This is a genomic window from Paraburkholderia sp. SIMBA_027 (assembly GCF_046535315.1).
Taxonomy (GTDB): Bacteria; Pseudomonadota; Gammaproteobacteria; order Burkholderiales; family Burkholderiaceae; genus Paraburkholderia; species Paraburkholderia tropica.
The window spans coordinates 205,373-226,446 of sequence record NZ_JAWRWY010000011.1 but is presented as its reverse complement, the minus strand read 5'-3'; the positions used below and the strand labels follow the sequence as shown (position 1 = coordinate 226,446).

At 66.3% G+C, this 21,074-nt stretch carries 16 protein-coding genes and 2 pseudogenes; 11 read left to right on the top strand and 7 right to left on the bottom strand.

Annotation, left to right across the window (positions count from 1 at the left end; translation table 11 throughout):
* Positions 1-119: 119 nt before the first annotated feature.
* Positions 120-260 (top strand): annotated as a pseudogene (locus SB764_RS21950) (filamentous hemagglutinin N-terminal domain-containing protein); the annotation flags it as partial.
* A 131-nt stretch (positions 261-391) separates the two neighbouring features.
* On the opposite strand, the pseudogene SB764_RS21945 reads toward SB764_RS21950, so the two are convergent.
* Positions 392-508 (bottom strand): annotated as a pseudogene (locus SB764_RS21945) (ESPR domain-containing protein); the annotation flags it as partial.
* Between the two features lie 647 nt (positions 509-1,155).
* The gene (locus SB764_RS21940) at positions 1,156-3,006 is read right to left on the bottom strand and encodes an acyl-CoA dehydrogenase (protein WP_124261574.1); all 1,851 of its coding nucleotides are present in this window, start codon (positions 3,004-3,006) and stop codon (positions 1,156-1,158) included.
* Positions 3,007-3,165: 159 nt separating this feature from the next.
* Here SB764_RS21940 and SB764_RS21935 point away from each other — a divergent pair, with 159 nt between their 5' ends.
* Positions 3,166-4,107, top strand: coding sequence for a LysR family transcriptional regulator (locus SB764_RS21935; RefSeq protein WP_410864862.1), 942 nt, complete (start codon positions 3,166-3,168; stop codon positions 4,105-4,107).
* A gap of 396 nt (positions 4,108-4,503) precedes the next feature.
* Positions 4,504-6,618, top strand: coding sequence for a putative bifunctional diguanylate cyclase/phosphodiesterase (locus SB764_RS21930; RefSeq protein ID WP_065057777.1), 2,115 nt, complete (start codon positions 4,504-4,506; stop codon positions 6,616-6,618).
* A 60-nt stretch (positions 6,619-6,678) separates the two neighbouring features.
* On the opposite strand, the gene SB764_RS21925 is transcribed toward SB764_RS21930, so the two are convergent.
* From SB764_RS21925 to SB764_RS21910, 4 genes are read right to left on the bottom strand one after another with little or no spacing between them, the layout of a single operon-like run.
* Positions 6,679-7,689, bottom strand: a complete 1,011-nt coding sequence (locus tag SB764_RS21925) for a CaiB/BaiF CoA transferase family protein (RefSeq protein ID WP_410864860.1) — start codon at positions 7,687-7,689, stop codon at positions 6,679-6,681.
* Positions 7,690-7,720: 31 nt separating this feature from the next.
* Positions 7,721-8,851 carry an acyl-CoA dehydrogenase family protein gene (locus SB764_RS21920; RefSeq protein WP_176081656.1) on the bottom strand — a complete coding sequence of 377 codons (1,131 nt, stop codon included), beginning with the start codon at positions 8,849-8,851 and terminating at the stop codon, positions 7,721-7,723.
* A 42-nt stretch (positions 8,852-8,893) separates the two neighbouring features.
* The gene (locus SB764_RS21915; RefSeq protein WP_410864858.1) at positions 8,894-10,453 is read right to left on the bottom strand and encodes an acyl-CoA synthetase; all 1,560 of its coding nucleotides are present in this window, start codon (positions 10,451-10,453) and stop codon (positions 8,894-8,896) included.
* A complete protein-coding gene (locus SB764_RS21910; protein ID WP_080180320.1) occupies positions 10,432-11,328 on the bottom strand; it encodes an IclR family transcriptional regulator in 897 nt (298 codons plus the stop codon). The genes SB764_RS21915 and SB764_RS21910 overlap by 22 nt, the downstream gene beginning before the upstream one ends.
* On the opposite strand from SB764_RS21910, the gene SB764_RS21905 reads away from it, so the two are divergent.
* From SB764_RS21905 to SB764_RS21890, 4 genes are all read left to right on the top strand, one after another.
* Positions 11,327-11,587 (top strand): hypothetical protein, encoded by a 261-nt coding sequence (locus tag SB764_RS21905; RefSeq protein ID WP_124261577.1) that lies wholly within the window; start codon positions 11,327-11,329, stop codon positions 11,585-11,587. The genes SB764_RS21910 and SB764_RS21905 overlap by 2 nt on opposite strands.
* 131 nt (positions 11,588-11,718) lie before the next feature.
* Positions 11,719-12,909, top strand: coding sequence for a thiolase family protein (locus SB764_RS21900; RefSeq protein ID WP_183040664.1), 1,191 nt, complete (start codon positions 11,719-11,721; stop codon positions 12,907-12,909).
* A gap of 82 nt (positions 12,910-12,991) precedes the next feature.
* The gene (locus tag SB764_RS21895) at positions 12,992-13,759 is read left to right on the top strand and encodes an SDR family NAD(P)-dependent oxidoreductase (RefSeq protein WP_065057781.1); all 768 of its coding nucleotides are present in this window, start codon (positions 12,992-12,994) and stop codon (positions 13,757-13,759) included.
* 229 nt (positions 13,760-13,988) lie between these two features.
* Positions 13,989-14,531, top strand: a complete 543-nt coding sequence (locus SB764_RS21890) for a cysteine hydrolase family protein (RefSeq protein ID WP_410864856.1) — start codon at positions 13,989-13,991, stop codon at positions 14,529-14,531.
* A 184-nt stretch (positions 14,532-14,715) separates the two neighbouring features.
* On the opposite strand, the gene SB764_RS21885 is transcribed toward SB764_RS21890, so the two are convergent.
* Entirely contained in the window at positions 14,716-15,897 is a 1,182-nt protein-coding gene (locus SB764_RS21885) for an acyl-CoA dehydrogenase family protein (RefSeq protein WP_065057782.1), read from the bottom strand.
* 720 nt (positions 15,898-16,617) lie between these two features.
* On the opposite strand from SB764_RS21885, the gene SB764_RS21880 reads away from it, so the two are divergent.
* From SB764_RS21880 to SB764_RS21865, 4 genes are all read left to right on the top strand, one after another.
* On the top strand, positions 16,618-17,229 hold the full coding sequence (locus tag SB764_RS21880; RefSeq protein WP_231957414.1) for a hypothetical protein: 612 nt from the start codon (positions 16,618-16,620) through the stop codon (positions 17,227-17,229).
* A 299-nt stretch (positions 17,230-17,528) separates the two neighbouring features.
* Positions 17,529-18,749, top strand: coding sequence for an ABC transporter substrate-binding protein (locus SB764_RS21875; protein ID WP_234774832.1), 1,221 nt, complete (start codon positions 17,529-17,531; stop codon positions 18,747-18,749).
* A gap of 158 nt (positions 18,750-18,907) precedes the next feature.
* The gene (locus tag SB764_RS21870; protein WP_183707258.1) at positions 18,908-20,143 is read left to right on the top strand and encodes an ABC transporter substrate-binding protein; all 1,236 of its coding nucleotides are present in this window, start codon (positions 18,908-18,910) and stop codon (positions 20,141-20,143) included.
* A gap of 58 nt (positions 20,144-20,201) precedes the next feature.
* Positions 20,202-21,074: a branched-chain amino acid ABC transporter permease gene (locus tag SB764_RS21865; RefSeq protein WP_065057785.1), complete on the top strand. Its 873-nt coding sequence runs from the start codon at positions 20,202-20,204 to the stop codon at positions 21,072-21,074.

Sequence of the window (21,074 nt, the reverse complement as noted above, 5' to 3'; positions counted from 1 at the left end):
GCGAAGGTGGGGTGAACGCGGCCTTCGCGCGCGGGATGGGCCGGGAGCAGCAAGGCCGTCACACCTGCGAAAGCGGTTGATGCTTTCGCTTCCACACGTCGATCTCCAATGTCCGCTCAGCCAACCCGAACTTCGCGCCGGGACAGGCCGCGAAGGTCATCGTCAATCAGGTCAACAGCGCGAGCGCGTCGCAGTTCAATGGCGCGCTTGAAGTCGCGGGCCAGCGCGCGAATGTGATTCTGGCGAATCCTTCGGGGATACCGTTCGGCGTCTGGATGACGTTGGGTGCGTGTGCGCCGCCGCCCGCAATCTGTGCGCTGGACAGTGCCGGCATGGCCAGCGCGGGCGCCGCGAACGCAAGCTGCCTTAGCGTGAAAAGCACGCGAGACGAAGCGCTATGCGCGCGTGTCTGTCCACTTTTCTTGCCCGCCCCCGTGGCGGTTTCCTCGACGGCAACGAGCATGCCTCGCGTTCGGTTGAATACGAGTCGATAGCGTGTCTTGTTCACTTTTAGTTATTCGCCCAGCTAATTTGTGCGATCCGTAAATTAGCTGCGCACTCGCGCCGGTCGATGTCGCATCGCGCGAGAAACAACGGTTTTCGGCAAATCGAACTTTTCTGATTGCCCACCGTTTTGAGATCGAGTGGGTTCTGACGCCATGCGAAAAACCCGAGAAATGCAGGGTCTGGCGTCATCGCGAATGGGTACGCATATCGTTAAGACAGGCGTCAAGGGATGACCGGCAATCTGGGCACCCGTTGCGGATGATCGTGATCTACGGCGGTGATTTCTCGACACCTGCTGGCTCACACGCGCGCCGCTTGCCGTTCGCATTGGGGCACACCCGCTCGAGCATTTCGCCACGCGCCCAACCAGACAGATGCCTGAGGTGTTTTGCGTTTCAGCTGAAACTCACGACTCAGCCCTCAAAAGAGCAACGCCCGCGAATGCGGGCGTGCAGGGTTAAGTCGGTTACGTCCATGGCGAATGCCGGATGCCTGTTTCGCAAACCTCCGCGCGACAGTCCCTTGTTTGCAGCCAGATCACCACAAGCTCGATTCTTTCAGCGCGCCGCTCAATGGCGCGTCCGGCCTGGCCGGTACGACCATCCGAACGACTTCGCGCGCCGCGAGTCAGTCAATCGAACCGGCATTTCAAAACCACGCGTCCTGCATATCCAAAGTAGTCCGATCAAGCGAAGCAAGCAGATCGAACTGCGCGCCGGTTTTCGGCAACTCCCACGCGAAGAAGTACTGCGCCGCCGCGAGCTTGCCGCGATAAAAATCGGCGTCATCGCCTTGTGCCTGTTTAAGCGCCGTGCGCGCCGCGAGCGCCTGTTCGAGCCACACCCACGCCACCACCACATGCCCGAACGCTTCGAGATACACCGAAGCGTTCGCGAGCGTCACATTCGCATCGCCCGCGGCCCACAACTGCTGCGTCACCGTGAAGAGGCGCTTCATGGCCGCGTCGAGCGCACGCGCATGCGTGGCGTCCTGCGCGTCGCCGCTCGAATGCGCGCGGTCGAGCGTGGCCTGCACGCGCTGCGCGAACAGCCTGAGCGCCGCGCCGTCCTTGATCACCACCTTGCGGCCCAGCAGATCGAGGCCCTGAATGCCGTGCGTGCCTTCGTGAATCGGATTGAGCCGGTTGTCGCGATAGAACTGCTCGACGTTGTACTCGCGCGTGTAACCGTAGCCGCCGTGCACCTGGATCGCGAGATCGTTGGCGGCGAGACACCATTGCGACGGCCAGCTTTTCGCAATCGGCGTGAGCAGATCGAGCAGCAGCGTGAGCGGCTCGCGGGCGGCGTCGTCGGCGGCGCCGCCCGCTTCGTCGACGAGCTTCGCGCACCACAGATTCAGTGCGAGCGCGCCTTCCACGTAGCTCTTTTGCGCGAGCAGCATGCGGCGCACGTCGGCGTGCTCGACGAGCTTCACCTGCGGCGACGCCGGGTCCTTGCCCGCCGCGCCGATGCCGCGCCCCTGCGGACGATTGCGCGCGTAATCGAGCGCGTGCAGATAGCCGGTGTAGCCGAGCATGGTCGCGCCGAGGCCGACGCCGATGCGCGCCTCGTTCATCATATGGAACATATAGGCGAGGCCTTTGTGCGGCTCGCCCACGAGATAGCCGATCGCACCCGCGCGGCCGCCCGGCGCGTACTTCGTGCCTTCGCCGAAATTGAGCAGGCAGTTCGTGGTGCCGCGATAGCCCATCTTGTGATTGAGGCCCGCGAGCACGACGTCGTTGTGTTCGCCGCGCGAGCCGTCTTCGTTGACGAGATATTTCGGCACGATAAAGAGCGAGATGCCCTTCACGCCGGGAATCAGCTTGCCGTCCGGGCCCGGAATCTTCGCCAGCACGAGGTGGACGATGTTTTCCGTGAGTTCGTGCTCGCCGCCCGAAATCCACATCTTGTTGCCACGCAGCCGATACTGCGCGCCGAGCGCCGAGTCGCCCTCGAAGTCGGCGCGCGTGGCCACGTCGGACAGCGACGATCCGGCCTGCGGCTCCGAAAGACACATCGTGCCGAAATAGCGGCCTTCGAGTTCGGGCTTCACGAAAGTGTCGATCTGCTTCTCGCTGCCGTGCGCGAGCAGCAGATTCGCGTTGCCGATGGTGAGGAACGGATACGCGCTCGAACCGACGTTGGCCGCCTTGAACCAGGCGAAGCCCGCTTTCTCGACCACCAGCGGCAACTGCATGCCGCCGTACGCGTAATCCTGGCCCGCCGCCATCAGGCCCGCGTCGCAGAACGCCTTGAGCGCCGTCCTCACTTCGGGGATGAGGGTGACGGTCTCGCCGTCGAAATGCGGTTCGTGTTGATCGTTCTTCTTGTTGTGCGGCGCGAACAGGTCGGTGGCGATCTTCTCGCAGGTGTCGAGCGCGGCGTCGAAGGTCTCGCGCGAGTGATCCGCATAGCGCGCGATGCGCGTGAGCCGCTCGACGTCGAGCCATTCGTAGAGCAGGAAGTTCAGGTCACGGCGGGAGAAGATCAGCGACATGGCGGGCGGGCTCTCGGTTGGGAAGGCGTTTAGATTACCTAAAATAGAACGACCGTACTATTGGTGATTTCTCCAGCTTCGCCGCGCGCGTAGCGTGCTTCAGTGCGGAGGGAGAATCCGGCATCATCGGCGCTCATCCTTCCGAAATGCGAGATGTCGATGGATCGACTCGACGCCATGTCCGTGCTCGTCGCCGTGGTCGAGGCGGGCAGTCTTTCGGCGGCGGCGCGCCGGCTCGGCATGCCGCTCGCCACCGTCAGCCGCAAGGTCAACGAACTGGAAGCGCATCTGCGCACGCGCCTGCTCACGCGCACCACGCGCCAGCTCGCGCTGACCGAGGCGGGCGCGTCCTATGTGGCCGCGTGCCGGCGCATTCTCGAAGACGTCGGCGAGGCCGAGCGCGCCGCGACTGGCGAGTACGCGTCGCCTAGAGGCGAACTCGCGCTGAGCGCGCCCGTGGTGTTCGGGCGGCTTCATGTGCTGCCGGTCGTCACCGAATTTCTCGCGCAGTATCCGGAGATCGACGTGCGGCTGGCGCTGGCGGACCGCGTGGTCAATCTGATGGAGGAGCGCGTGGACGCGGCCGTGCGCATCGGTGCGATGCCCGACAGCGCGCTCGTCGCCGTGGGCGTGGGCGCGATCCGCCGCGTGGTGTGCGCGAGTCCGGCGTATCTGGCGCGGCATGGCGTGCCGCGGCATCCGCGTGATCTGAGTGCGCATCAGTGCGTGACTTTCGAGGGCGTGGAAGGGCGCACGTGGATCTTTCGCAGCGATAAGGATTTGTCCAGGGATGCAGCGAAAACCGCGCTCGTGCAGCCGGTCGCCTCGCGTCTGGCGGTCAATACGGCCGAAGCCGCCATCGACGCCGCGCTGATGAACGTGGGCGTCACGCGCGTGCTGTCTTATCAGGTGGCGCAGGCGGTGCGCGAGGGGCGGCTCGACTTGCTGCTCGAAGCGTACGAGCCCGCGCCCTGGCCGGTGAGCCTCGTGCACGGCGGACAGACGCCGCTGCCGCTCAAACTGCGTGCGTTTCTCGACTTCGCGACGCCGCGTTTGCGCGCGCGGATCGAGGCGGCTCGCATCGGCGTCGCGCCGTCCTGAACGAGGGGCTGAACTCAGCAACGCATCGAACGCCCCAGGCATTGCCGATGCGCGTCAGTCATTTGTCAGCGGCGCTTCGGGCTTCACTTCGGCAAACGTTTGCAAATGCTTGTCGGAAAAGGGGTTTTATAAAGTTTTCACGCGATTGTGCCGTAGACTTGCGCGCGGGCGCGCGCGTCGTTTCGCGCTCCTCTGTTTTTCGAAGGTCCGATCCGCCCGCTCCGATAGTCCTCGTTCGTTTGCGCGGCTAGGCGGCCCGGCGCCCAGGCTGGAAGGCGCCGTCCGCCCGGTCCATGAGAGACCGCCGCGCATGGCCTGAAGCCATGCTATTGTCCTGCCGCTTCATGCAAAACGCATGACGCGCAAAAATTCAGGCTCAAAGGAGGCCGACCTGTGATGAATGTGCTGGGCTGCATCGTCTACAAGCACAATCTGTGGCTCGTGATCGTGGCGGTGCTGATCTGCGGCGGCGGCTCGTGGGTCACTGCGAGGCTCGTGCGGCGCGTGTTCGCGACGCGCGGCCTGCAGCGCGCGGGCTGGCAGTTCCTTGCGTCCGTGACGGCGGCCGTCGCCATCTGGTGCACGCATTTCGTGGCGATGCTCGGCTTCGAGCCGGGCGTGCCCGTCAGCTTCGACCCCGTGCTCACCATCGTTTCTCTGCTGATCGCGCTGGGCGGCAGCTTCGCGGCCTTCGCCGTGGCGGGCAGCGGCTTCACGCGCGCGGCGCCGGCCATCGGCGGGGCGCTGGTCGGGCTCGCCATTTCGCTGATGCACTACACGGGCATGATGGCGTACCGCGTGCAGGGCGTCGTGTCGTGGAATCACACCTATCTGGTCGCGTCGATCGTGCTGTCGGTCGTGTTCGGCGCGCTCGCGCTCGACCGCGCGGCGCGCGGCGTGAACGTGCGGGCAAATATCGGCGCGGACAAGGGCATGGACAAGAGCGCGAGACCCGCCGCGAAAGACACGGGTTCGGTGGCCAGCGTCACGCTGCTGCTCGTGCTCGCCATCGCCACGCTGCATTTCACGGGCATGTGCGCCTTTACGGTCACGCCGCTGCGGATCGCGGGCGAATTTTCGAACCCGGCTGCCTTGCAGGCGCTGGCGCTCTCGGTGGCGGGCATGGCGTTCATCATCGCGGGCGCGGGTCTCGTGAGCTATCTGCTCGACGACACCGTGCGCGCCGAATCGGTCGAGCATCTGCGCACGATGGCGCTGAGCGACATGCTCACCGGCCTGCCGAACCGGGCGAGCTTCAACGACCGGCTCGACGTGGAAATCGCGCGCGCCGCCGCCGAGCACGGCAAGCTCGCGCTGGTCGGCATCGACCTGAATCGCTTCAAGGAGATCAACGACCTGCGCGGCCATCACGCGGGCGACGAAGTGCTGCGCATTCTCGCGCGCCGCTTCACGAGCCTCGTGCGCGAGGGCGAATTCGTCGCGCGCGTGGGCGGCGACGAGTTCGTGGCGCTGCATCGTTACTCCCATCGCGACGCGCTCGACGACTTCCTCGGCCGTCTCGAAGACGCCTTGTTCCGCCCAATCCGCTACGACGACTGGGAAGTGGTGTCGGGCGCGAGTCTCGGCGTGGCGATCTATCCCGACGACGCCAGCAGCAAGGCCGTGCTGATCAACAACGCCGACCTCGCGATGTACCGCGCGAAGGCGGCGCTCACGCGCACGGTGTGCTTTTACGAGCCGAAGATGGACGAAACGGCGCGCGCGCGCCGCACGCTCGCCGCCGATCTGCGCGACGCGATCGCGCGCGGCCAGTTGAGCGTGCACTATCAGGTGCAGACGGCGGTGAGCGGCGCGATTTGCGGCTACGAAGCGCTGTTGCGCTGGGAGCATCCGCGCCAGGGCTTCATTTCGCCGGGCGTGTTCATTCCGCTCGCGGAGGAAAACGGCCTGATCCTGAGCATCGGCGCCTGGGTGCTGCGCGAGGCCTGCACGCGCGCGGTCACGTGGCAGCCGCCGTACAAGGTGGCCGTGAATCTGTCGCCCGTGCAGTTCGCGCACGCCGACCTGCCGGCGCTCGTCAGCGAAGTGCTGGCGGAGACCGGTCTCGCGCCCGACCGGCTCGAACTGGAACTGACCGAATCGACGATCTTCGCCGATCGCGAGCGCTCGCTCGACGTGTTGCAACGTATCAAGGCGCTCGGCGTGAGCCTCGCGCTCGACGACTTCGGCACCGGCTATTCGTCGCTCGATACGCTGCGCACGTTCCCGTTCGACAAGATCAAGCTCGACCAGTCGTTTATCAGCGAAGCCGAATCGAGCCGTCAGGCGACGGCGATCATCCGCGCGGTGCTCGCGCTCGGCAAGAGCCTCGGCATTCCGGTGCTGGCGGAAGGCATCGAAACGCAGGATCAGTTCGATCTGCTGGCGGGCGAGGGCTGCGACGAGATGCAAGGCTTCCTGCTGGGCCGCCCCGCGCCGCTCGCGCAACTGGTGGAGAGCGGGCAGATCAAGCTGGTGCAGCCGCGCAGCCGTTATGCGGCGGCGGGCTGAACGCAGTTAATCGAACGCAGTTAATCGACTCGGTTAATCGACTCGGTTAATCGCTTTCGCTTACTCGAACGCCGCAAAGCGCGGCGCGCAGGCCGGCATCCACGCGCCGTCCGTTTGCGTGAACGCGCCGCGCGCCGCGTTATGCGGATGATGCGGCGCCTCGCTCAAGCCCAGCACCGGCGACACGCACGCATCGCTGCCCTCGAATAGCGCAACCCACGCGTCGCGCTCGCGCGTGGCGATAATCTGCTCGATGCGCGCGGCGATCGCGGGCCAATGCGTCCGGTCGCGCTGCGGCAGTTCGAGCAGATCCTGCGCGCCGATTCCCTTCAGAAACGCGGCATAAAACGGCGGCTCGATGCAGCCCACCGCAAGCCATCCGCCGTCGCGGCAGCGATAGGTCCGGTAGAACGGCGCGCCGCCGTCGAGCAGATTCTCGCCGCGCGCGTCGCGCCACTGCCCCGCCGCGTGAAAGCCGTACATCATGCTCATCAGCATGGCCGCGCCGTCGGTCATCGCCGCATCGACCACGCAGCCCTTGCCGCTCGCCCGCGCGCGCAGGATCGCCGCGACCACGCCGAACGCCAGCACCATGCCGCCGCCGCCGAAGTCGCCGACCAGATTGAGCGGCACGACCGGCGCGCCGCCCGCCTCGCCGACCGCGTGCAGCGCACCCGAAATCGCGATGTAGTTGATGTCGTGGCCCGCCGTGTGCGCGAGCGGTCCGCGCTGGCCCCAGCCCGTCATGCGTCCGTAGACGAGCGACGGATTGCGCAGCCGGCACGCATCGGGACCGAGCCCGAGCCGCTCCATCACGCCGGGCCGGAAGCCTTCGATCAGCGCGTCGGCCCGCGCGATCCGATCGAGCGCATGCGCCACGTCCTCGGCGCACTTGAGATCGAGCGCGACGTGCTCGCGCCCGCGCGCGAGCGGGCCGTCGGGCAGCGCCTCGCCCGCACGGCCGATGCGCGTGACGTGTGCGCCCATCTGGGCCAGCAGCATGCCGCAGAACGGCGCGGGCCCGAGCCCCGCGAACTCGACGATATGCACGCCTTGCAGCGGCTGGATCATGCGCGGTCTCCGCGTGAAATGAATGTGGGCATCAGAGCGTACGCGCGATGATTTCTTTCATGATCTCGTCGGTGCCGCCGTAGATGCGCATCACGCGCGCATCGACCCACGCGCCGCCGATCACGTACTCCGACATATAGCCGTAGCCGCCGTGCAGTTGCAGGAATTCGTCGAGCAACTGGTTCTGCAATTCGGTGGCGTTGAGCTTGGCCATGGCCGCATCGACGGGCGACAGTTCGCGACGCAGATGCCGCGCGATGCAGTCGTCCACGTAAATGCGCACCATCTCCGCTTTCGCGCGCGCGTGCGCGAGCTTGAAGCGCGCGTTCTGGAAATCGAAGATCGCCTGACCGAACACCTTGCGCCCGCGCGTGTACTCGATCGTGCGCGCGAGCATGCCTTCGATGGACGCCACCGCGCGCACGGCAATCACCAGCCGCTCCTGCGCGAGTTCGCGCATCAGATAAGAAAAGCCCGCGTTTTCCTCGCCGAGCCGCTGCGTGATGGAGACGCGCACGTCCTCGAAAAACAGCTCCGACGTGTCCTGCGCGCGCAGGCCGATCTTTTCGAGCTTGCGGCCTTTTTCGAAACCCGGCGTGCCTTCCTCGACCACGATCAGCGAGACGCCCTTGCTGCCGAGGTCCGGCGCGGTCTTGCAGACCACGATCACGAGACTCGCGTTCTGGCCGTTCGTGATGAAGGTCTTCTGGCCGTTGATGACGTAGTCGTTGCCGTCGCGGCGCGCGGTCGTGCGCACGGACTTCAGGTCGCTGCCGGTGCCCGGCTCGGTCATGGCGATTGCGCCGATATGCTCGCCGCTCGCGAGCTTCGGCAGCCACTCGCGCTTCTGCTCCTCGGTGCCGTAAGCGTGGATATACGGCGCGACGATGTCCGAATGCAGCGGGAAGCCGATGCCGCTCGCGTTCACGCGCGCGAGTTCTTCGATCAGGATCGCCGCGTGGCCGAAGTCGCCGCCGCCGCCGCCGTATTCCTCGGGAATCGTGCAGCAGAGCAGGCCTTCTTCGCCCGCGCGACGCCACACCGATTTCGGCACGATGCCGTCCTTTTCCCACTGCTGATGAAACGGCACGATCTCGCGCTCGACGAAACGGCGAACCTGCTCGCGGAACAATTCGTGATCGTCGCGGAATACGTTACGCATGGGTTGTCTCCTTGATTGTCTGAGTCTATTTCGGATGCCGAATTAAATCGTGGCACCGGGATTCTCGATGCTCCGGTAGCGCTCCTTCAGCAGCCGGCGCAGCAACTTGCCGTTGTCGTGACGCGGCAGCGCGTCCTCGAAATCGACGGAACGCGGCACCTTGATATGCGAGAGACGCTCGCGGCAGAACGCCATCAATTCGTCGGCGAGCTGCGGGCTGGCGGCGTCGCGCTCGCGCAACTGCACGATGGCTTTGACGCTCTCGCCGAACTCGGCATGCGGCACGCCGATCACGGCCGCGTCGGCCACGGCCGGATGCTCGCTCAGCACGTTCTCGATCTCCTGCGGATAGACGTTCACGCCGCCGCTGATGATGAGATCCGTGCGGCGGTCGCTCAGATAGAGATAGCCCTGCGCGTCCACGTGGCCGATATCGCCATAGGTGGCCCAGCCGTGCCGGTTGCGCACGCTGCGAGTTTTGGCGGGATCGTTGTGATACTCGAACGGCGGGCCGCCTTCGAAGAACACGCGGCCGATCTCGCCCACGGGCAGCTCGCGGTCGTCGTCGTCGACGATATGCAGCGTGCCGAATTTCGCGCGTCCCACCGAGCCGCGATGCGCGAGCCATTCGTGCGAGTCGATCGCCGTGAGCCCGGCGCCTTCCGAACCCGCGTAATACTCGTAGATCACCGGGCCGAACCAGTCGATCATCTGCTGCTTGACGAGCGGCGGGCAGGGCGCGGCCGCGTGAATCGCCACTTTCAGGCTGCTCACGTCGTAGCGGCGGCGTACCGGTTCGGGCAGCGCGAGCAGGCGCACGAACATCGTCGGCACCCATTGGCTGTGCGTGACGCGATAGCGTTCGATGGCGGCCAGCGCGGCCTCGGGATCGAACTTCTGCATGACGATGGTGCGCCCGCCCGTGCGCAGCATGCGCACGAGATAGCGCAGCGGCGCGGCGTGATAGAGCGGCGCCGTGCTCAAATACACGGAGTCCTGATTAAATCCGAAACTCTTGCGCCATGAGGCCGTTTCGGTGTCGTCGATTGCGCGGCGATCCCACGGCACGAGCGGTTTGAGGATGCCTTTGGGCAGTCCCGTCGTGCCCGACGAATAGAGAAAATCGCGGCCCTGTTCGCACTCGGGCAGCGGCTTGCGCGTGTCGGTCTCGTCGAGCGCGGCGTCGAGCGAGGCGAAGCCGGGCGGGGGAAGCGCGCCCGTCATATAGCAGGCGACGCCGTGCAGCGCGCCTTCGTCGGCGAGCGTCTGCGCGAGTTCGCGCATCGCCTGCGAGACGATCAGCACGCGCGCGCCGCAGTCCTTGAGGACGTGCGCGACTTCGCGTGTTTTCAACTGGATGCTGATGGGGGTGAAATACAGACCGGCGCGCTCGGCGCCGACGGCCGCGATGGCCAGAGCAGGGTGGTTCTCGAACAGTAGCGCGATGCCGTCGCCGGGTTGCAGGCCTAGCTGGATCAGCCAGTGCGCAACCCGGTCTGCGCGTTCGTTCAGGATGGCGTAAGTGAGGACCTCGTTGGTGCCGGCAAGGCGCAAGGCTTCCTTGCCGGGTGCTGCGGCTGCTAGTTCGCGGACACGCTCCACGGTCTCGTCTCCATATCGTGCGCGGCGCCAGTCATGCTGCCGAGCGCTGCCTCCACGCGCCTGACCAGCGACATCAGCCGCGGGGCGATGTCGTCGGTCAACTGGTTGCCGCTGATGTTGAATACCGCAATGGAACAGCTGAAAACCCAGTACTCGTCGTCGATGGGCGACGCCAGCGGAATCGCCACCGAGTGAATCTCGCGCTGCATGTCGCCGTGCGACACCGTGCAGCCCTGCTCGCGCAATTCCTGCTGCGCCTGCGTGAGGCGCTGCGCGAGCAGTTCGCCCTTGGCCGGATCGCGCGTGAGCGTTTCCTGCAGATACCGTTCGCGTTCGGCGCCCGGCACCGTCCACAGATACGCGCGGCCCGAGGCCGTGCGCGACAGCGAAAGCCGCGTGCCGATCTCCGAGCGATAGACCGCGCTGCCCGCGCCCTGCGCGACTTCCGCGTAAGCGAGGTTCAGGCGGTAACCGACGGCGAGCGTCACCTGGCCCTGACAGTAATCGGCCAGCTCCTGCATCATCGGCCGCGCGATCTGGCGGATCGTCATGCGGCCGAGCGCGGGCGCGGCGAGGCTCAGCATCTCGGTGCCGAGCACGTATTTCGAAATGCGCTCCGAGTAGCGCAGCATGCCGAACTCGCACAGCGTATTGATGAGCCGCAGCGCCGTGGGTTTGGGCAGGCCGGTGCGCTCCACCAGCTCGCGCGCCGACAGTTCGGACGCGCCCATCGAATAGCACTGCAGGATCCGGATGCCGCGCGCGAGTGCGCTCACGAGCTGCGAGTCGTTGCTTGTCTCGTTGCTCAACTCGTTGTTCGAGTCGCTGGACGAAACAGCGGCGTCGTCGGTGCGTGAGGTGGCCTGGTCGGTCATGTCGGATTCCTTCTTCGGGGGGATGGGCGCGCCGGACAAACACGGGGCGCCTTTTGGCAAACCCGGCATTCTAGCTTTCCCCTTCGTGGCGGAACAATTTTTCAAGACGACTGGCTCATTTTTCGTGAAATTGCGACGCTTTGCCGCGCCCGCGGCGTGTCCGGGCTACCTGATCGACACATCTGACTGCGCGCAACTTCGGGAATTCGGACTCTCAGGCTCGCTCGGCCGCTATCGGTATGTCACTATCGTCGCATGAATGGAATTAAATGATCCATAAGGATCGAAAAATGTTTACCACTATTGAAATAGTGAGATCGTGTGGTGTATTTTGATTCGCGAGATTCATTTTTTCATCATCCACACTTCTCCAGGATTGAGCGAACCATGATCCAGAGCGCGGTTATCGTCGACGCGGTGCGCAGTCCCATGGGCCGGACCAAGGCGGGCGGCGCCTTCGTCGACCTGCATCCGGCCGACCTGCTTTCGCAGGTGATCCAGCAACTCGTCGAGCGCAATGACCTCGACCCCGGTACCGTCGACGACCTGATCATCGGCTGCGTGAGCCAGGTGGGCGAGCAGGCAACCACGCCGGGCCGCGTGGCGTGGCTCGCGGCCGGTTATCCGCAACACGTGCCGTCCACCACGGTCGAGCGCAAGTGCGGATCGAGCCAGCAGGCCGTGCATTTCGCCGCGCAGGCCATCATGGCGGGCGTCAACGAGATCGTGGTGGCGGGCGGCGTGGAGTCGATGAGCCGCGTGCCGATGGGCAGTTCGCGCCTCGGCCGCGATCAATACGGCGCGCGCTTTCATGCGCGTTATCCGCAGGGGCTCGTGGGCCAGGGCGTGAGCGCCGATCTGGTGGCGCAGAAGTGGGACCTCGCGCGCGAGACGCTCGATGCGTATTCGGCCGAGTCGCATCGCCGCGCCGACGCCGCGCGCGCCGCCGGTCACTTCGCGCGCGAGATCGTGCCGATCGAAGTGCGCGACGAACAGGGCGCGCGCCGCATCGACGCCGACGAAACCATCCGCGCGGGCACCACCGTCGAGCGTCTCGCGGGCCTCGCGCCGTCGTTCGAAGACGCCGCGCTGGCCGCGCGTTTTCCTGGCATCCGCTTCAACGTGACGGCGGGCAATGCCTCGCAGATCTCGGATGGCGCGGCGGCGCTGCTCGTCATGAGCGAGCGCAAGGCGGCGCAGCTCGGCCTGAAACCGCGCGCGCGCATCGTCTCGTTCGACGTGCGCGGCGACGACCCGCTCATGATGCTGACCGCGCCGATTCCGGCGACCGAGCATCTGCTGCGCAAGGCCGGTCTGAAGATCGAGGATATCGCGCACTTCGAAGTGAACGAGGCTTTCGCTTCGGTGCCGCTCGCGTGGCAAAAAGCGCTGGGCGCCGATGCCGCGCGGCTCAATCCGGCCGGCGGCGCGATTGCGCTCGGGCACCCGCTGGGCGCGTCGGGCGCGCGCCTCATGACCACGATGCTCAACGCGCTCGAACGCAGCGGCGGCCGCTACGGTTTGCAGACGATGTGCGAGGCGGGCGGCATGGCGAACGCGACGCTCATCGAGCGGCTTTGAGCGCGACGCAAGCAATGCAAGCAACATCAGCAACGCAGCGACAGCGACATCCATACAGGCAACGACGACAGGAGACACACGGATGAACCTCAAGGGAGCGGTGGCGATAGTAACGGGCGGCGCATCGGGGCTGGGCCTCGCGAGCGCGAAGCAGTTGCTGGAGAAGGGCGCGCAGGTGGTGATCTGCGATCTGCCGAATTCGCGCGGCGCGGCGGTGGCCGACGAACTGGGACCGGCGGCGAGCTTCGTGGCCGCCGACGTCACGAACGGCGACGAGATGGCCGCCGTGATCGACGCCGCCACGCAGCGCGGTTCGCTGCGTGCGCTCGTGCATTGCGCGGGACGCGGCGGCGCGGTGCGTCTGATCGAAAAGGACGGCTCGCCGGGCTCGCTCGAAGCCTATGAGAACGTGGTGCGCGTGAACCTCGTCGGCACCTTCAACGTGCTGCGTCTCGCGGCGGCGGCGATGGCGCGCAACGAACCGAACGCGGCAGGCGAGCGCGGCGCGTGCGTGCTGACCGCGTCGGTGGCCGCGTACGAAGGGCAGATCGGCCAGGTGCCGTATGCGTCGTCGAAAGCGGGCGTGGTGGGCATGACGCTGGTGGCCGCACGCGATCTGGCGAGCAAGGGCATCCGCGTGTGCACGATCGCGCCGGGTCTGTTCGATACGCCGATGCTCGCGCGGCTGCCCGAGGAGATTCGCGATTCGCTCGGCAAGATGGTGCCGTTCCCGCCGCGCCTCGGCGCGCCCGATGAGTTCGCCGCGCTCGCGATGCAGATCCTCGACAATCCGATGCTCAACGGCGAGACGATACGGCTCGATGGCGCGATCCGCATGCAGCCGCGTTGAGCGCGCACATTCACGTTGACGCGTGTCGCGCGTTTGCTGCATCATCGTTCACATGAACTGCATCGCGCGCCCGCTCACCACCACGACCACGACCGCCTCCGGCGGGTCGTGAGGCCGATACGCGCGCAAGTCACCGAGCATCCTCGTATCGAACCCAAGGCCCCGCCGAATCCGGACGGGGCCTTGTCGTTTCTCCGTCCGCCATCGGCTCTACACATGGAGAAACGTCGTGTCCTACCTCGCTCAATCCCGCCGTGCATTGCTGATCGTCGACATGCAGCGCGGTCTGTTCAACGGCGCCGAACCGCCTCACGAAGGCGCGCGCGTGCTCGACAACATCAATCTGCTGATCGCGCGGGCGCGCGCCACCCATGCGCCGATCTTCGCCGCGCGCCACACCGGCCCGAAGGGTTCGCCGATCGAGCCGGGCAGTGCGCTCACGCAACTGCTGGCGGATCTGCACGTGGATGCAGAACGCGATGTCACCTTCGATAAAACGCGTCCGAGCTGTTTCGCGGGCACCGGTCTCGCGCAGTGGCTGCGCGACGCGAAAGTGGACGAACTCGCGATCGTCGGCATGAAGACCGAGTATTGCGTGGATACGACCTGCCGTGCGGCGAGCGAACTGGGCTGGCGGACTGTGCTGATCGAAGACGCGCACACGACCACGGACGCGCCCGGTCTCAGCGCGCAGGCGATCGTGGCGCATCACAACCGCGTGCTGAGCGGGCCGTTCGTCAAACTCGCGCGCGCCGCCGACTACGTGTTTTAAGGCGCTGGCGAGGTGCGCCGGCGTGTCGTTGTCGGTTCATGCGCAGTGCGCGAGTTCGGCCGTGCGCGTGAAGCTGTCCGTGGATCGTGAAGGTACAGCCGGGCGGGATGGGCGGCAAAAACGAAACGCGCCCCGTGACAGGGGCGCGTGGTTCATTCGGGTAACGAGCGCGGTGATGACGGTATCAATGCGCCGCCGTCGCTGCCTCGTCGAGCGCGTCGAAAATCCCGCTCGCGTCGTCGGCGAGCCCGTGCGAGCGGCCCTGCGCGTGCGTGCAGACGATCTCGTCCCAGAACGATTCCGAGCCGAATTGCAGGCGCTGCGCGTGCAGGCGGCGCGTGAACAGTTGCAGATCGAACTCGGGCACGATGCCGAGCGCGCCCGCGAGACCATGCGCGCCATTGGCGACCAGCGGCGCGGCGCGGCTCGCGCGCGCTTTCGCGATCGCGCTGGCGAGGCGTTGCTCGCCGCTGCGATGCGCGGCGCAGCCCTGCTGCGCGGCGGTGCGCGTGGCGGCGACGTGCGCCGCGATGGCGTCGAGCTGGCGCTGCGTGGTGTCGCGTCCGGCCTGCGAAGCGGCCGACTGCGTGCTCTCGCGCACCCACGCGGTGGTCACGTCGAGCACGCGCTGCATCGCGCCCGCCATCGTGGCGGCCGTGATCATCGCGCCCAGTTCGGCGATGCTGCAGGCGGGCAGCGCGCGCGCCGTCCGGGTGCTGAAGCAGACGGTGGCGTCGAGACCGTCGCCGTGCTTTTCCACGCGCGCGGTGTCGAGCGGCACCAGCCAGACACCCTTGGCGGTTTCGACCACGACCGCGTCGGCGACCTGGCCGTAGGGCACGAAGGCCGTGCACTGCGAGGCGTCGGCGATGGCCAGCGCGATCGGGCCGCGCGGCGCGTCGAGCTGCGCGGCCGCGAGCAGGTGGCGCGCGATCATCGTGTGGGCGGCGGGTAGCGGCAACGCATGCTGACCGAACGCGAACAGCACGCCCGCAGCGGCGGCGAGCGGCAGATCGGCGCCGCCTTGCGCGCGCGGCACGAGCGCGTCGAGCAGACCGCGTTCGTCGAGCTGGCACCAGAGCGCGTGGCCCGCGCGGCGGTCGTGGGCCGTTTCCACGCCGCGCACGAATTGCGGCGTGCAGAGATCGGCCAGCACGGACTGCGCCGCGCGAGTGAGCGTGTCGTTCATGATGTTTCCCTCGGCATGGAGCGCGCCGACCGGCGCGAGGCGCGAACGCGGGCGTTCGTGACGGCTGCGTTCAGGCGTGTTCGACGCGCCGGGCGAAGCGGCGCGCGAGGTGCGTGCGCTCGCGCTGCCGCAGCGCGCCGCATCGAAGCCGCCCGACGAATGGCCGGGGCGCGTCATGAGCGGCCCTGGCCCGCGCCGGCCTCGTGTCCCGCGCTGTGTTCCGCATCGTGTTCCGTTGCGTGTCCCTTCGCGCTGCGGCCCGGCAGCGGCGCATCGTGGTGCGCAATGATCATGTGTCGTCCTCCTGAAGTCTTTGTCTCGCGCCACGCGAGCGAGCGCGGGCTGCGCAGAGCGGTTTCGCGCCGATGGCGAAGACGCGCTCGAAATCCGCTCTGATTCTAGAAGCGCCTCCCAGGTGAGGCAACCCGAAAAAAACCCGACATTCAGGCCTTTATTCGCGTGAGTATTTTTTTACGGCTTTTTTTTCGTGTATCGCCGCGTTGATTCGAAACGGGAAATCGCCCGTCCGCCGGGGCTTGCCGCTAAGGCTTGGGGGTATACGCCAGGCAGCGCGCCAGGCCGTACCGCGCGCGTCGTCGGGTTGTTCCGATTGGCGAATCAGTTCATTGCCGGAACAGCAATGACGGCGCGAGTCGGGCCAACCGGGCACGAAGGCGTGTCGCGATTGCGTCGGCGATCCCGGCGAACGCAGCGTCCGCGCCGCTGTCACGGAATAAAGGTTGCGTATGCAAGCATTGAGCGGCGAACATGCGCGCGCCGGGGTATCGACGAGGCGTTTCACCGGTGGTGTTCGGTCCCCGAGTCGCGCCTGGTCACAGCCGTTTCGGCATGATCCGGTGTTACCCTGCAGGGCTTCACGCATCGAGAGGCCGCCCGTTGAAACGCATTACCGTTCTGTCGCTGCTGGTTTCGGCCAGTCTGTCGCACGCCCCCGCCTGGGCGCAGGAGTCGTCCGGGAGCGCCGCGCCGCCGCTGCCCGACGAGATCGCGCGCCAGTTGCCCAAGGGCGACGTGGTCATCACCTATGCGGCCGGACAGCTCACCGATTCGCCGCGCACCGATTATCTCGTCGCCGTGCACGGCGCGGGCGACACGCGCGAGCAGCCGACGCCGCGTCCGCTGCTGATCTTCGTGCAGAAGCCCGATGGCCATTACCGGCTGGCGGCACGCAACGACCTCGTGGTCATGCGCGCCGACGACGGCGGCCAGTGCGATCCCTTCAACGACAGCGCCGACGGCCTCGTCATCAAGAACCGCTACTTCACGGTGCAGAACGAAGTGGCGTGCGGCGCGCACTGGACCGACTACATCACCTTCCGCTTCGATCCGAAACGTCAGGACTGGGTCTTTCACAAGGAGATCTCGCAGGCCTGGCGTCTGAACGACAAGCCCGACGGCGACGCGCTGATCGCCGATCCCGCCACCGTGACCGACAGCGATTCGAAGCGGCCCGTCACGTTTTCGGAGTGGCGTCCGCGCGAGCCTTGAGCGCGCGGGTTTTCCCATAGCGCCACGGTCTCCTGCCGTCCCCGCGTTCCATAGGGACAAATGCCGACTTCCACCGCGCCGAACGCCGACTTCTCCGAAAACAAATTGTTAGGTTCGCGGCGCTCACCCACACTGGCACCTGCCCGATAAGTTCGATCGATTCGCCACGGCGCTCATCCGTTCACGCGCCGGACCGCGGTCGATCGCGCTTCATTGATTCGTCATCCGAAGCATTGTGAGCGGCGCACTGCGGCGTACAAGAAAGACCTCGTAAAAAGCCTGAAGGCCACGGAGGAGACATGATTCGCATCACCACGCGGATGGGGCGTGCATCGCGCACGTCCCGCGCATCTTGCGCGCTGGGCTGGGCGCTGGCATTGACGTTAAGCGGCGCGTTCGCACCCGCCATGGCGCACGCGGCTGAATGGAAAGTCGGCGTCGAGCTGCCGCTCACCGGCCCGCTCGCGCAAGCCGGCACGGAGATGTATCGCGGCATTCAGGTGGCCGCCGACCTGTATAACCGCCGTCATCCGCAAGACAAGATCACGCTGGTGACGGTGGACGACGAATCGAATCCCGCCAAGGCCGTCGCCGCCGTCGAACAGCTCGCCTCGCAGCACGTGGTGGCGATCGCGGGCGCGGCCAACTCGAATTGCGCGGGCCCGGCCTCGGAAGCGGCGAGCAAGGCGGGCATCGTCTACATGACGTCGGGCGGCACCAGCGACGACATGGTGTCGCGCGGCCTCAAGAACTTTTTTCGCGTGAGCAACACGCCGGGCTACACCCGCGGCATGACGGGCCTGTTCGACTCGCTCGGCGTGAAGTCGGTGGCCATTCTCTATTCGACGAAAGACGCCACCAGCGACCTCGCGCGCCAGCTCGACGCCGCGCTCAAGGCCAAGGGCGTGAAGACGTATCTGCATGCCTACGATCCGTCGATCAGCGACTTCAAGCCGCTCGTCAACAAGGTCAAGTTGCAGGACAAGCCCGACGCGCTCGCGATGCTCGGCTACGAGAACGACTACGTGGGCATTCTGCGCGCCGCGCGCGTGCTCAAGCCCGACCTCAAGGCGATCGCCGCGCCGTGGGCGTTCGCGAGCCCGAAGATGGCGCAGTCCTTCCCGGACCTCGTACCCAACGTGTATGGCGCGACGGTGCTGGCGTCGCCGGCCGATTACCGCTCGGCGGATCAGCGTGACTTCTCCGAGACGTATCAGCGTCTCTTCAAGACCGTGTCGAACTATCAGTCGCAGACTTCGTTCGTCTACGCGCAGGTGCTGTTCGACGCCATCGCGCAGGCGCAGAAGACCGGGACGCTCGACAAGGGCGGTCTCGCCGATACGCTGCGCGCCACGCAGCGCGACGACACCTTCCTCGGCAAGGTGAGTTTCGATGCGCGCGGCGACAATCCGCACTACGTCGCGCACATGGGGCAGTTCGCGCGCGACGGCAAGCTCGCGCTGGTCTGGCCGCAGCAGGTGGCCACTGCAAAACCCGCCTATCCGGGCGTGCCGTGGTGAGCGGCCTGCAAGCGAAATAAAAACAATACGGTATCCGAATTAAATAAAAAACGCGCACAACGACGCGCAACGAACGACGCGCAACGAACGACGCGCAACGAACGACGCGCCCGCGGCCAGGGCGCGCATGAAACCATAAAAGCCGGTTTGGAGGCACGATGGATCGCAGCACTGCACATAACGCTTCTCGCCAGCGGCGCGCCGGGTCGCGCGCCGCGATCCGTTATTTCGTCAACCTGAGCGTGAGCGCGCTCGCGCTGCTGGGCGCGACGCCCGCCGCGTTCGCGGAAGTCCTGCCGGTGGGCGTCGAACTGCCGCTCACCGGTTCGATGGCGCGCGCGGGCACCGCGCAGCTCGAAGGCATCAAGGTGGCGGCCGACCTGTTCAACAGCGGCAACTTCGGCGGCACCGGCAAGCACAAGGTCGCGCTCACCGTGATCGACGACGAGGCGCAACCGGCCAAGGCCGTCTCCGCCGTCGAAAAGCTCGCTTCGCAAGGCGTGCTCGCGATCACGGGCGGCTACGGCTCGAACTCGGTCAGCCCCGCCTCGGAGGCCGCCGACAAGGCCGGTCTCGTCTACATCACCTCGGGCGCAGTGGACAGCGGCATCACCTCGCGCGGGCTCAAGCGCTTCTTCCGCGTCGGGCCCGCATCGGGCTATTCGAAGGCGATGCTCGGCCAGCTCGACGCGATGGGCGCGAAGTCGGTCTCCATCGTCGCGTCCACGAGACAGGCGACCGCCGACGTGAGCAGCGACGTCGCCAACAAGCTGCGCGCGCAGGGCGTGAAAGTGACGGTGCATATGTTCGAGCCGTCGATGACCGACTTCAAGCCGGTCGTCAACAAGATCCGCCTGCAGGACAAGCCCGACGTGATGCTGATGATCGGCTACGAGAACGACTACATCGGCATCCTGCGCGCGGCCAAGGTGCTCAAGCCGCAACTGAAGGCGGTGATGGGCGCGTGGTCGCTCGCCACGCCGAAGATGGCCAGCGAGTTTCCGGACCTCGTCAACAACGTGATCGGTTGCGCGATGCTGCCGCATCCGGCGCAGTTCGGCACGGCCGAGGGCAAGGCTTTCGTCGACGCCTACGTCGCGGCCTACAAGAAGGAGCCCGATTACGTCGCCGAGTTCGCCTTCGTGCAGTCGGTGCTGCTGTTCAACGCGATGGCGCGCGCCGCCGACGCGGGCACGCTCAAGAAGGACGGCATCGCCGCCGAACTGCGCGCGAAGCCGCAGGACACGCTGATCGGCAAGGTCAGCTTCGCGGCCAACGGCGACAACCCGTCGTTCCTCAACAACATGGCGCAGATCCAGGGCGACCGCATCGTGCTCGTGTGGCCGAAGGAACGCGCGACCGGCAAGCTCAACTTCCCGGCGCTGCCGTGGTGATCGCGCGCTGCGCGCTTCGTGCGCTGTTTTCGACGCTGTTATCGATAGGGAGATCGCGATGAGCGAACTCGTGTTGCAGTCGCTGTATTCGGGCGTGCTGGTGGGCGGCGCGTATGCGCTCGTCGCGCTCGGGCTCGCGCTGGTGTTCGGCTCGATGCGCATCATCAACCTCGCGCACGGCGAACTCGTGCTGCTGGCCGCGTATATCGCCTATACGTTCGAAACGCGGCTGGGCATCAATCCGGTGTTCGCGATTCCCGTGGCGATTCCGGTCGTGTGCGCGGCGGCCGCGCTCGCGTGGTATCTGGTGAGCCGCATCAAGCGCGACCGCGAGCTGAATTCGCTGATCCTCACTTACGGCATCGGCATCGTGCTGACGAACGCCGTGCTGCTCGGCTGGGGCGCCGACGTGCGCTCGACCAACGACGCCTGGCTGCAGGACAGCGTGATGCTCGGCGATCTGCTGTCGATGCGCAGCGAAGTGATGTCGTTCGGCATCAGCGTGCTGCTGATGCTCGCGCTCTGGTGGTGGCTGACGCGCTCGTGGTACGGGCGCGCGGTGCGGGCGATTTCGAGCAATCGCGACGCGGCGCGCCTGATGGGCATCGATCCGCGCAAGGTGGAACTGGTGTCGTTCGTGGTCGCGGGCGTGCTGGCGTCGTGCGCGGGCGTGTCGATCTATGCGTCGAGCGCGGTGCAGCCCGCGATCGGCGAGGCGCTGACGGTCAAAGCCTTCATCATCACCGTGCTGGCGGGCGTGGGGTCGATTCCGGGCGTGCTCGCGGGCGCGCTGCTGCTCGGCGTGGCCGAGGCGCTCACCGTCACGCTCGCGAGTTCGGCGTTGCAGGAACTGGCCGGCATGCTGCTGTTCCTGATCGTGCTGTACGTGCTGCCCAACGGCCTGTTCGGCGTGGCGAAAAGACGAGGATGA